Source organism: Candidatus Terasakiella magnetica, from assembly GCF_900093605.1.
Taxonomy (GTDB): domain Bacteria; phylum Pseudomonadota; class Alphaproteobacteria; order Rhodospirillales; family Terasakiellaceae; genus Terasakiella; species Terasakiella magnetica.
In genome coordinates, this window is the sequence record NZ_FLYE01000015.1 from 1 (window position 1) to 12694 (window position 12694).

12 protein-coding genes are annotated in these 12694 nt (G+C 41.1%); 8 read left to right on the plus strand and 4 right to left on the minus strand.

Annotation, left to right across the window (positions count from 1 at the left end):
* Nucleotides 1-210: 210 nt before the first annotated feature.
* A complete protein-coding gene (locus tag MTBPR1_RS08860) occupies nucleotides 211-4047 on the plus strand; it encodes a transporter substrate-binding domain-containing protein (protein ID WP_069188669.1) in 3837 nt (1278 codons plus the stop codon).
* A 227-nt stretch (nucleotides 4048-4274) separates the two neighbouring features.
* Here the strand turns inward: MTBPR1_RS08860 and MTBPR1_RS08865 are convergent, their stop codons facing one another.
* The gene (locus MTBPR1_RS08865; RefSeq protein ID WP_069188670.1) at nucleotides 4275-4922 is read right to left on the minus strand and encodes a hypothetical protein; all 648 of its coding nucleotides are present in this window, start codon (nucleotides 4920-4922) and stop codon (nucleotides 4275-4277) included.
* 231 nt (nucleotides 4923-5153) lie between these two features.
* Here MTBPR1_RS08865 and MTBPR1_RS08870 point away from each other — a divergent pair, with 231 nt between their 5' ends.
* The 4 genes from MTBPR1_RS08870 (at nucleotide 5154) to MTBPR1_RS08885 (ending at nucleotide 8581) form a co-directional block, all read left to right on the plus strand.
* Entirely contained in the window at nucleotides 5154-5468 is a 315-nt protein-coding gene (locus MTBPR1_RS08870; RefSeq protein WP_069188671.1) for a hypothetical protein, read from the plus strand.
* 227 nt (nucleotides 5469-5695) lie between these two features.
* A complete protein-coding gene (locus MTBPR1_RS08875; protein ID WP_126465127.1) occupies nucleotides 5696-7825 on the plus strand; it encodes a hypothetical protein in 2130 nt (709 codons plus the stop codon).
* Between the two features lie 66 nt (nucleotides 7826-7891).
* Nucleotides 7892-8218, plus strand: a complete 327-nt coding sequence (locus tag MTBPR1_RS18455; RefSeq protein ID WP_069188673.1) for a DUF6626 family protein — start codon at nucleotides 7892-7894, stop codon at nucleotides 8216-8218.
* A gap of 51 nt (nucleotides 8219-8269) precedes the next feature.
* Nucleotides 8270-8581: a hypothetical protein gene (locus MTBPR1_RS08885; protein ID WP_069188674.1), complete on the plus strand. Its 312-nt coding sequence runs from the start codon at nucleotides 8270-8272 to the stop codon at nucleotides 8579-8581.
* 572 nt (nucleotides 8582-9153) lie between these two features.
* Here the strand turns inward: MTBPR1_RS08885 and MTBPR1_RS08895 are convergent.
* Both MTBPR1_RS08895 and MTBPR1_RS08900 read right to left on the minus strand, forming a co-directional pair.
* Entirely contained in the window at nucleotides 9154-10092 is a 939-nt protein-coding gene (locus MTBPR1_RS08895; RefSeq protein ID WP_069188676.1) for a DNA adenine methylase, read from the minus strand.
* Between the two features lie 54 nt (nucleotides 10093-10146).
* Nucleotides 10147-10626 (minus strand): hypothetical protein, encoded by a 480-nt coding sequence (locus MTBPR1_RS08900; RefSeq protein WP_069188677.1) that lies wholly within the window; start codon nucleotides 10624-10626, stop codon nucleotides 10147-10149.
* Between the two features lie 8 nt (nucleotides 10627-10634).
* Here MTBPR1_RS08900 and MTBPR1_RS08905 point away from each other — a divergent pair, with 8 nt between their 5' ends.
* From MTBPR1_RS08905 to MTBPR1_RS08915, 3 genes are all read left to right on the plus strand, one after another.
* The gene (locus tag MTBPR1_RS08905) at nucleotides 10635-10982 is read left to right on the plus strand and encodes a hypothetical protein (protein WP_069188678.1); all 348 of its coding nucleotides are present in this window, start codon (nucleotides 10635-10637) and stop codon (nucleotides 10980-10982) included.
* A gap of 119 nt (nucleotides 10983-11101) precedes the next feature.
* Nucleotides 11102-11695, plus strand: coding sequence for a hypothetical protein (locus MTBPR1_RS08910; RefSeq protein WP_069188679.1), 594 nt, complete (start codon nucleotides 11102-11104; stop codon nucleotides 11693-11695).
* A gap of 68 nt (nucleotides 11696-11763) precedes the next feature.
* Nucleotides 11764-12162: a hypothetical protein gene (locus MTBPR1_RS08915; RefSeq protein ID WP_069188680.1), complete on the plus strand. Its 399-nt coding sequence runs from the start codon at nucleotides 11764-11766 to the stop codon at nucleotides 12160-12162.
* Nucleotides 12163-12279: 117 nt separating this feature from the next.
* Here the strand turns inward: MTBPR1_RS08915 and MTBPR1_RS08920 are convergent, their stop codons facing one another.
* Nucleotides 12280-12465 carry a hypothetical protein gene (locus MTBPR1_RS08920; protein WP_069188681.1) on the minus strand — a complete coding sequence of 62 codons (186 nt, stop codon included), beginning with the start codon at nucleotides 12463-12465 and terminating at the stop codon, nucleotides 12280-12282.
* Nucleotides 12466-12694: the final 229 nt, after the last annotated feature.

Below are 12694 nucleotides of genomic sequence, written 5' to 3' on the forward strand. Positions count from 1 at the left end.
TGTTTAGAAATATTTCTTCTTTTGATAGAGAAGCAGACCAGCATTAAAAATAGACTTAAAGGTCCGAGTTTGACCCTAAGAGGAAACTCTTTTGATGATTTTACTCTGTATAAAATAATATCTAAATGAGCTAGCTTTTGCATCTAACATTAGCTTTATGATTGAAGTTCTTTCGAGTAACATATTCTCCTAATCGAGGAGTTACAGACAATGCAGAAAAACATCTTTCAATTCAAAGGTCTTACATTAGTTGGTCTATTCATTGTCTTTTGTTTTCTCTTTTTCAATTCACAAGCTCAATCAAATGCCACACAAGAAATAAACGTTACTTACTGCATTGATTGTGTCCCTTTCCAGTTCACCAATGCAAATGGCAAGGCTGACGGTCCTATTATTGATTATTGGAGGCTATGGTCACAAAAAACAGGAATTATTGTCAATTTTAAAGCTGCACCTTGGAACCAGACACTTGAAAGCATACGTCATAATAAAGTGGATGCTCATGCGGGGCTTTTCTACAATGATGAGCGAAATAGCTATGTTGATTATGGCGTTCCGATTTCAAAAGCAGATTCACATGTTTTCTACCATAACAGTATCGCTTTTCCTGATACCTTGTCCGAGCTTAAAGCCTACAGGGTAGGTGTTTTAAAAGATGACTTTGTAGACTCTTGGCTTCAAGAAAAAATAGGTTCTAATTCTGTTGTTCAATTTGAGGATTATCCTGATCTTATTTCAGCCTTAAACGCCGGTGAAATAAAACTCATGGCGGCAGATACACCCACGGGTTTATTTCACCTTGGGAAAGCGGGGCTACTGGCAAATTATAAATACGAAAAACTAAATCCGCTTTATTCGAATAACTTCTATGTCGGTGTGCCTAAAGGTGACAAGAGGCTTTTAGAGACCATTAACAATGGCATGAATGCCATTTCCAACAATGAGCGTCTTCTTATTTCACGAACATGGGCAACCGGTCAACGTTCGCAAAATGCGGATGCAACCATCATTGCGATTGACAGTAATTATCCACCTCTTTCAACCATTGGAATTGACGGGTCTCCCCAAGGTCTGATGATTGATATTTGGAAAGAATGGGCCAAGGTTACTGGTCGGAAAATTGAATTCAAACCATCATCATGGAGTGAAACACTAAACAATCTGCGAACGGGTGAAGCCGATATTCACTTCGGCCTATTCAAAACAGAAGACAGGCAGCAGTGGTTGTCTTTTTCCACCCCGTTTCAATCCATCCAAACGGGTCTATTTACAAAATCCGATTTTGCTGATGAAACAACACTTCAAAAATTATCAGGCCATTCAGTTGGAGCTATACAAGGCACTTATCAAGCAGAATTTGTGAAAGAAAAATATCCAGCCATTCATTTTCAAGAGCAGAATGATCGATCAGAATACATTCTCTCTCTAATGAGGGGAGAAATTGATGCTATTGTTGAAGAGGTTCCTACAATTGAAGCCGGATTTGCAAGATACGGTTTAAACGGTGCAATTAAAAGGCAGGAAAATTTATTTGAAAATCTCGTCTTTGCAGGTGTTCGCAAAGACAATCCTTCATTATTAAAAGTCGTGAATGATGGATTAAGTTCCATTCCAATTGAAAAATTGGAACAGATTGAAGCGCGTTGGTTCTCAAACCCGTCTGATCGTTATTTCACAAGGCAAAATAAAGACGTTGGTCTTACGCAACAGGAAATCGATTGGATAAAATCAAATCCTGTCATATCAATTGCAGCGACACCTGATTGGCCGCCCTTTGAATGGCGTGATGATGCCGGTAAACACAAGGGTATCTTAGCTGATTTTATTAAAGCAACGGCTGAAAAGGTTGGTCTGAAAACGACACCCGTTTTCGGGCCCTGGATAGAATTAACGGATAAACTCAAAAATAAAGAAATAGACGTTGCTCCCGGTTTGAATGAAACGCCAGAAAGAAAAAAGTACCTCTTTTTCACTGAGGCCTTTACAGAGTATTTTTCAGCGATTTACACATCGAAAGACCATCCTCCTGTTGTTGATATTCAAGCATTGAATGGCAAAACAGTCGTTGTTGAAAAAGGCTTTGCCTTCGCAGAAATCTTTGCCCGAGATTACCCCGAATTCAAATTGGTTTATGTAGAAACCACACTGCAAGCCCTCCAAAAGCTCTCTACGGGAGAAGTGGATGCTTATGTGGGTAATCAATTGGTCAGTAATTACCTCATTCAAAAATACCTTTTAAAGAATATTAAGTCGGCTGGATATTACAACCGTACTTCAGGTAGATTCCGCTTTGGTATTCGAAATGACTTGCCCTTGTTACAAAGTATTTTAAATAAAGGGCTTGCTACGATTTCTCCAAAAGAAAGAAATCGCATTATCAGCACCCATACAGGCATTGATCTATCGGCTTCAAACCATATTGCATTAAACGATGCAGAACGAAATTGGATCGCAGAACATCGCACAATCCGTTTAGGTGTGGATTCAGCTTGGCCGCCATTTGAGTATGTGGATGGCTCAGGACAATATAGCGGCTTAGCAGCAGGCTACATTCAGGCTCTTTCTAAAAGACTTGATTTAGAAATGATCCCACAACACCATTTAACGTGGGGTGAAGCGATCAAAGCGTTAGAAAATGGCAGCGAAGTTGATATGTTGCCCGGCGTTGCGGTTTCAGAAGAGCGTAAGAAATTCATGAATTTCACCAAGCCGTATCTGTCTTTCCCGACAGTTCTGGCAACACAGGAAAAAGCCAAGTTCATTAGTGGTCTTAAAGATTTGAAAGGTAAAAGGGTTGGCGTTATTGAAGGGTATTATACGCATCACCTTTTACAAACAAATCATACAGACATTTTAATTGAACCCATTGCAAGCGTAGAAACCGGTTTGAAAGCGTTGGAGAATGGTGAAATTGATGCTTTCTTCGATAACCTCGCTGTCATTACATATGAAAAAGATCGCCTTAAACTCGAAAATATCAAAATTGCATCCGCAACCGAATATACGATTGATCTCAGTATGGGGGTGCGTAAAGACTGGCCCGAACTCATTCCCCTCTTAAACAAAGCCATCGACAATATTGATGAAAAAGAGCGAACACGCATTCAAAATGAATGGATGGCCGTTAGGGTCAATATAGGTACCGATTTTGAAACAATATTGATGTGGGGTTTACCGATTATAGGTGGGGCTGTCATTATTATTGCTGTGATCTCTATCTGGAACCGAAAAATGGGCCACGAGATCGCAGAACGCAAGAAAGCTCAGGGTGAACTGAGTGATGCGATGAAACATATTGAGGCCAGCATTAATTATGCCAGCCACATTCAGAAGTCGATCCTTCCAGATCAAGATTTGTTTATAAAACTTTTCAAAGAATATTTCATTTTCTGGGAACCAAGAGACGTTGTTGGTGGAGATATTTACTGGGCCCATAAATGGGGTGAAGGGACTGTTTTATGTGTTGGCGATTGTACAGGGCATGGCGTTCCCGGTGCATTTATGACGTTGATCACCACAGGAGCCATGGATAAAGCACTGATAGAGACAGATGAAGGCAACGTCAGTGCTTTTCTCAATAAAGTGCACCAAACGGTTCAAAGTAACCTTGGACAAGATAAAGACAATGGAGCATCCGATGATGGTATGGAGCTTGGTGTTTGTTATTTCCCAACCCAAACGGATAAAATGATTTATTCAAGTGCTCGGTTTGATTTGTTCATTGTAGAGGATAATGAAGTTTCAGTTATCAAACCTACGAAAAAAGGTATTGGCTATCGTGGCATCGATTTTGACCAACAATATGAACAACATGAAATATCTATAGGGAACAACAAGCGTTTTTATATGACCTCCGACGGATTAAATGATCAAATCGGTGGTGAACGTAGACGTGCCTTTGGAAAGCGTCGATTGAAAAAACTATTGCTTGATGTTCAGGGCATGGAAATGACACAACAGAAAGAAGCAATCCATCAAGCCTTACTTGAACATCAAGGAGATGAAACCCGACGTGACGATGTTTCTATTTTCGCTTTTGGGTTTTGATTTGTTTAGTGCTTTTCTTATAATGTATGGTCCCTTTATTAATTTCTGCTCATAGGGCTGCTTATGGCTATTCTCTGAAGTTAAACTCAACATTCTAAACCCCTTATTTATGTCTGGTTGAGGAGCATTTTCAGACCATACGACCATCTCTTAGCTGTAGATTTGTTCGAGCAAATGTTTAGATGACAATAAGGGAGGCCCAATGGCGACCTCCCTACACATCAGCATTAGGCCGTAAGCTTACTTACAAAAACCGGAGGCTGACAATCTTCATCAACAGCTTGATTTAAATAATCAATTGCATATTGAGCATCTGCCTGATGGCAAAAGCTGTAATCATTAAGTTTAAGGTAACAAGTAAAGTCATTTAACTCTTTCTTGCTTTCAAAGCTTAGAACAACACTTTCATTGCTGATGTTCCTCAATTCAAAACCATCAAATATTAGCTCTTCAGCATCATGGGACACATAAGACCCGTTTGGGCTATCCAATTCATCAAGGGTCTTTTGAGGCACCCACATCAAGTTCTGCTGGCCCGGGTATCGGTCTAGTACAGCAGCAATCATTGCTTCTCTTAATCCCCAGTCAAAGTCATCCGTCCAAATTAGCTGCCCTTGTTCAAACCAGCCTTTTTTATAAAGCTCGGCTTCTTCATTCCAATATTCATGCACGAAGTATGCTTCAGCCATATTTGAAAGTTCTTTTAACTCCATGCCGCCAATTGGCCCTCCGCATGTATCAAGGTAAATGGTGAATTCATCCTTGTCTGTGGTGAATATAGAATCTTCTTCACCAGTTATATCTTCAAATATGTCTTGAAGATTGTTCTCCGGGTTATAAAAACCCTTTAGGTAGTTTGAATACCAATCATTCATTTTTTTAGTCTCTGTATTGTGCACACACACCTTAATCAAATTGCCTGTATGTATGCGGGTTAGTAGCAACTCCCTTCACATTCCATTCAAGGTAGTGTTACGTTACCGTGTTATCCGTCAAACAGTCAACTTAATAACTGCTTGTTTATAAAGAAAAAATAAACCTTATTAACTTGCTAATATTTTAGTATCGAGGTATAAATACATCTATGTTCAATCATGGAGTGTATAATGTATGAAATAAAAATAGTTGATGCTTTAGCAGGTAGCGGAAAGACCTACCAAGCCATTAGATGGGCGGCTAAGAAAGCCCACTACAATCGCGAGAACACCGTGATTGTATTCAAGTCCAAAGCCCTTATAGAAGAAGCATGGAATAGCTTAAAGGACGCGCAGTCGAGCCTAAAATCAAAGGTTCCTGCACTACGGATTGACCAAGACCACTTGGGTAACAATCAAGACGGCACTCCCAACAAGTCCGTTAAATCGGCAATCATGGGCTACTTGGACAATATTGATACCAAGTCAGGTATATCCTATTCATAACCGAAGCGGCATTCCTTGAAATACCGTTCTGGTCCAAGAGATGGATGTGGCACTGCATACTGGATGAAATCCCAGTTGCTTCAACTGCCCACCAGATAAACGTTCCAGACCATCATAGGATGATTACAAATCACCTTACCTTGAAGAAGGCTACAGCGGCTCACAGTATTGTTGAAGCCACTGAGGACTCTCGGCATAAGCTAAAGGCATACGCTGAGAATAAGAATATGGATGAGGTGGCCAGCTTGTTCTCGGATACCGCCAAAGAAATCATTAGCCGTCATTATGATGTTTATAGTTTGGACAGCAACTATCAACGATTGCTAAACGGCGACAGTGTCAGAGGCACCTATGGGCTTCAGTTCTTCAGTATCTTGAGACCTTCAATATTCGGTAGTCAGGAAGCAAAAGAATACCTAGATGATGACGGTAATCATTCAAAGCATGTAGATCAATTCAAGACCATCACGGTCATGGGCGCATGTTTGAAGGACAGCCTGATGTATTATCTTTGGGATGCCAAGTTTGAACCCCATGAAGAAATCACCAAGGGTTTAAGGTATGACAAGCACGATTGTGGTGATAGGGTTCAAATCCGATACCTGTTGAAAGACAGATGGAGCAAACACCTACGCGACAGCTTACACGAAGTCGGCGATGCTAAATTGACCACGCTGGAGTTACTTGTAACCGCGATTAAGTCAGAGTTTGATGACACAGGCTTTGTTTATATGGTCAACAAAGACCGTGAGGATCGGGTACGCGCCGATTTAACAAAGCACAACGGCGAACAATTACCCAATTCACCTTATGGATTGAATGAATACCAACATCTTCACCAAGCCGTTGTCTTGAGTGCTTTGAATACAACACCAACACATTTCAAGTTTTTAGAGATGATGGGTGTAGATGGTGATTCGGTGACGGAAAGCATGTATTTCCAATCTTGTTATCAAGCGATTATGCGAACGAGCTTAAGAAACCCAACTGCAACGGAGAAAGTTAAGATCATTGTTGGTGATGAACCCGCCGCACTATTTTTACAGGATTTATTCACTGGGGCTGAAGTGTCGGACATCATCACTGGTGCCAAAGCGATTGAGAAGCGTCGACCTGGCAGACCAACGAAATCAAGCACCAAGTCTCGCGCCGACATTACTAAAGAGAACAAGCTCAGAACTAAAAAGTTAAAGCAGCTTGAAGATAAAATTGTGAACGGCGAACACGTTGACCCAATTGATGTTCAGGTAACTTTGTTAAAAGCTGGTCCACAGAGCAAAAAAGCTGGGGATCTGAGAGCAAAGTATGACAGCAGCTTGCTCAAGCCCAATGAAGCTACGCGTAAGATCGCGGTCCCATTGTTTGAAAGTATATATAAATCATCAGCCGAAGACCTTATTGATATCGATGTTGGTCAGGTTGATGAATTCATCAACCTGCTTGAAGATATTTCAAAACGAAAGCTACATGACAAACACGCCAACCTGTTGATCAGCACAACTGAGTTTGACGAAACAGCATCCCCAGATACCAATCGGGGGTTAGAGAATTTCGTCAAGGCTTGGGGGATATGGTTGGACCTTGATGGTGGTGAGTTACCACCCAAAGAACTTGCAGAAATATTGCCTGACACAAGGATGGTCACATTCAATTCATGGAGTGACGGTAATTACAGGGTATTCATCCCAACCACCAAGTTTATGTCGATGGACAGCTACAAGGAGATTGTGCAGACGATCATCCATTTGGTTGAACAATCGGCACCAGATCAAGAACACCTTGATGCCAAACGTGAGGGGAGAAAGCCACGCTTTTATGTCAGCGGTAAGCAAGCCGCTAAACAGAAGCAGCGTGGATTAACGCCTAACCCAATACATGGGATTGATTTATCAAAGGTGACACCTACAAGCATGTTCTACTTACCATGTGCTTGTACTAATAATCCAGATTGGTCTTTTTTCAAGGATTATAACGAAGTACCAAGACAAACCCTTGAACCAACGTTCTGGGTTGAGAACAGCATCCTGCCACAGCCGTCACCTGAACCACTGTTTCAAAGGATTGAATCTGAGGAATTTAGGAAGATGGCTAAGGAAACAGCTAACGACAACGAGCCTTGTAACCAACAAGAGGTTATTGAGGAGGCTATGAACGCCTACAGGGCGATCCCTGACGGAGACAACCGACACAATGCCTTCTTCCATGCTATGTGGCAAATTCACTTTAGAGGCCGCATACCAACCCATGACCTTGAGCAGTACATGATTGAGTGTGATTACGATAACCACCAAAAGAAACGTTACAGCAAGATCAAGCAAGATTTAGCATCAGGCAAATACGGGACTTGGGCTGCATAAAATATACTAAAAATATAGCGCAGCTTGATAAATAAGAGGAGAAACAAAGCTAAGGGGAAGCAACAGATGATAACAATAAACGAGGTCTATGATTTTTTACGCAAGCATCAAATCGTTCAATCTCAAGAGGATTTTAGTAGTAGGTTTTTGAGGAAATCGCCACGATATTACAGCATGGTCAAAGCCTCAGACCACGAGACAAGTATTGAAGCCATGAACACGTTGGCTGCACGGCTGGTGCAAATAGCTGACGGTGTGGAGATGGTTAAGAATAAGAATCCATTGTCAGACGAAGCAAAACGATATTCAAAGAGATTGTCTGAATATATTTTGATGAAGTCGCTTCAGAGACAGCCAAACACACATAGCAAGGAGGTTCAGAACTTCATTTAGCATCTCTGTTAATGCGACGCATTTTCAAATAAGTTAAGTTCAAAACAAAATATGAAACTTTATGAAATAATAGGTCAACCAGCTACATCAGATGGTTCAGTTCATTATGATCCAGAGCAAAAGAGAATTAGGTTCTCAGGTGACAAGCCCAAACTGACATTAAAAAGTTTGAAACGCATTCGTCTGATGAAAGATGCGCACAAAAAGAAATCCGCTGCTAAATCCGCCTTAATTGGTTTGATGTACAGCCAAGATGATATTCAGAGTAATAAGCTGGAGACTGAACTTTCGCCTTCAGCGGCAGAGCAACACCTGACCAAGTTGGCCATGTCCCACATAACCCGTTCTCAGATGGGAGACTAAAAATACCTTTATAAGAGAATAATAGTCACCTTTGTATAAGCAAAAATGTCGGGTCAGTGGGGATTCAATCCCACCAACTCGACATCATTATTGCTATCCATCATGCGGCTTGTTCCAATTCAAACCCGTTCAAAGAACAAAGATATTCCTCACAAGGCACATCATAGTTTGTCATCAACCACTCGCCTTTGAGTTTCTTGGATGTGCCGTAATAATGCTCGCGGCGATAGATTTTAAGCCCGGCAAAACGTTCAAGGTGTGATGGGTCATCATCAATGGTTACCATAATATTGCATTTGTCTTTGTAGGACAGGACCAACTTAGCTAGTTCGTCAAAGTCAAACGTTTCACAACGTTCGCCATAACTAGCTTTTTCAGTATCAAGGTATGGTGAATCGACCAACATANGGCAGAGCAACACCTGACCAAGTTGGCCATGTCCCACATAACCCGTTCTCAGATGGGAGACTAAAAATACCTTTATAAGAGAATAATAGTCACCTTTGTATAAGCAAAAATGTCGGGTCAGTGGGGATTCAATCCCACCAACTCGACATCATTATTGCTATCCATCATGCGGCTTGTTCCAATTCAAACCCGTTCAAAGAACAAAGATATTCCTCACAAGGCACATCATAGTTTGTCATCAACCACTCGCCTTTGAGTTTCTTGGATGTGCCGTAATAATGCTCGCGGCGATAGATTTTAAGCCCGGCAAAACGTTCAAGGTGTGATGGGTCATCATCAATGGTTACCATAATATTGCATTTGTCTTTGTAGGACAGGACCAACTTAGCTAGTTCGTCAAAGTCAAACGTTTCACAACGTTCGCCATAACTAGCTTTTTCAGTATCAAGGTATGGTGAATCGACCAACATAAAGGCATCAAGCCCAAGGCCACCAGCAAAGGCCATTGTGTCACGATAATCACGGCATTTAATGTCCATCGGATGGATCAAGTCAGCATAAAGGGGTAGTTTCAAGATGTTGTGACGCTTAAGACCATCATTATTATTAATCAAGCTTGGTGCAAAATTGTTATATTTATAATCACCGTCACTTAGTTTGTATGATGTAGTCAGTTGGTTGTAGACATAAAATGCAATAGCTTTATCCATATCGGCCCCTTGCCCGTTCAAAGTATCAACAGCTTTTTTGAACAATTCCCGGCAACCAAGTCCATACTTAGCATTGATATCCAAGAGACGTATTACCAACTCCTCGGTTTGGATGCGTAAGCAATCAAGGAAGTTGATGAGTTCATCGTTATTATCCCCAAGATAAAAGTTGTTAGGGTCAACAAGTCCACGCCGTGCAATGTTGATTGACAATGCCATACCACCCGCAAATGGCTCAATCACGTGACTAATATTTGTAGGGACAAAACGGGCGATATCATTGATTTTTGTCTTTTTGCCTCCTACCCATTTATAAAAACCAAGGTCTTTATCATTGAGGTTGGCAGGGATGTTGGCTTTGAGGTTTGAGTCGTTGAATGTAATGTTACGCATGATAAAATCTCCTATGAATAAATGCGTTGAAAGATAAAAATTGGGTAGGCTGACTCACGAGATACGTGAGTCATTTGCCGCCAAGAAATCGATGCAATCTTTAGAGTCCGCATCGGATACGAACAGGTACCCATCCATTTTTTGCAAGATGGCTTGTGCTTTTGGCGATGCTGCAAAGACGCTAGGGTCAATGGCAACAAGTGCTACACGGGATGCGTTGTCCACCAAGTCTTGCGCCGTCGGTGCTTTAGGCTTGGGGTTCACACCGTCGTCATCGTCATTGTTGTCGCCATCATTGTCATTGATAGCTTTGCCTTTCATATCCTCGATTTTTTTGGCACTAAGGATGGCGTTGTACCAAGGGCGAACACCGTTGTTGGCAATGAGCATCGCTGTGAAATCTTTGACCGAGACGCCTTTTTCATAAGCATCTTGGAAAACTTTGACCCAGATTGAACGGCGGTTCTTTGCGGCATTACTATCCAAGGCGTTGTTGTCACCTTTAGACGTTTCAAGTTCGGTTTGTTCCAACAAATATTGGAATGCCCGATAGCTGCTACGGAGTTGGCACCAACTTTGATATCCATATATCCATCAAGGTCGTTGGCGGCATATTCGTCATTAAGGCAATCGACAACAAAGTCATAAGCTTTAGTCATCGCATCGTGGCTTACGGCGTGTTGACCGTTGATGATTGCAATAACCGCGTTGTTCATCCCAATCATTGCCTCTTTGGCATCTTGGAGTTTGATAGAAAGTGCGGCGGTGGAAATGCTTGCGGTAGTAGATGCGTGGTTTTCTTTAACAAAATAAGTCATAATAAAGGTCCTTTTGGGTTGGTTTGTTTCGGTGCGGTTGTTCGCCGCGTTGACCCTTATGTTGTCTCATGAAACGAGGTGGCCTTTGGAAGACACCCCAGCAATAACTCCTTGTTTCTTTTCGTTTTTGTTGAGAAACTGCCAAAAATACTGCGTTACAGTTTAGAAGTTGCTTTAGGTCATCGAGTATTATGAAAACCATTTTTTATGCATTTTATTTAACTGGTAGAGACGAAGGTGTTCATCCTGAAGTTTTGGACTGGGTTCATTTGAACAAGCACAAATGGGAAACTTTAACTGATAAGCAGAAAACTGATCTTCGTTTGGAAAAAAATGAAGCGACCCCAAATCAGAAACGTGAACGCATAATAATCTCACCATCTTCAAAGATGAAAATTGAGGATGCTATTTGCCAAAGCCGAACATTAGCAATCCAAAAGGAACGTGTTCACAAGACGATTGATGCAATGGTGAGCGATAGGTATATCTCTAAAGACTATGAGCTTCGGGAGTATGCTTATGAGAAATCCAACAATACTGATGAAGGCGTATATGACAGCAGTATTGCTTTCTTAAATGCATACATTGATGAAGCACGAAAAGCAGAAGCGATAAAAAGAAATGGAGAGCAATATCGTGTTGTCTGCTTACCTTTGCCCAAATATTTAATGACGCAAGGATCAACATGGGTACGACCTGAAGCAGGTAAAAAATTGAAAAATATAAAAGGCAACACAAACAGTATTTTGAAAAGCTCGAGTATGATGATGAAACTAATAAAGTAACGTCTTTAACGGGCGAAATTAATCCCATTAAAGGTGGGGGGAACCAATTAGACCATGTTCTAGGAGCTTTGATTTCACATTTCAAATGGCACAAAGACCAAAGGATAGACAGGGCTGATCGAGCACGGCATGAACGTATTCGAAACCCTATAAATAAAAAAATATCAGTTGGTGTACGTAAAGCAGTTAAAGAAGGAAGACATAAAGGGATTGCTTCAAGTGTTCAAAGTAAAGGGCGAGAGGTTGCAAAACAAAACAGAAACACGAGAAAGAAAGCATTAAAAGAAAAAGTATTGGAAATCCAAAACCAGTATCTTGCAGAAACTGAGTTAATACCAACGTGGGATTATGTTGCCGCAAGACTTACAGAGGGTAAAGTCCCAAACCTATCTGGTGAAGTCAAAGAATGGAATGCAGGTACGCTTAGAACACAAGCCAGTAGAGGCACTTTCGATGAAGAAGAATAACCCGTTCCCAAAGAGGAGACTTAAAATACCTTTATATAACAATTAGAGTCTCCTCCCTCAGATGCCTGATACAAATACTCTGACATCGGGTCCAAAACAGGGTGACTATAATTACCTTTATAAGAGAATATTAGTCTCCAGCTTGATTGGAGCTTTGTCTTTCTTGTCCGTGAAATCCAAATGGATTTTCCCAATCTCTGGGTTTGCTTGAACAAACGCATGTAGCTCTTTAGCTTTTTTCACCAGTATCATCTTCTTGAGTTCTGTGGCTGGGTCTTTGTATTGGTCATATAGATTCATCATAAAATCCTCCTAGAAGTATTTAGCTAAATCATTAGTCCAAAAAATGAACAGTTATTGGAAACCATTGGCCAGACTGGGTTTGGCCATGATATTATGTCCATTAAGTTAGTCCAAAAAGTCTTGGTGATATTTTCTTTTTGGAAACATATTTTGGAATGAGGTGATGTGGTGAGCAGAGTATTTGGTTACAGTCGTGTGAGTTCAAGCAGCCAGGATTGGTCTTTGCAGC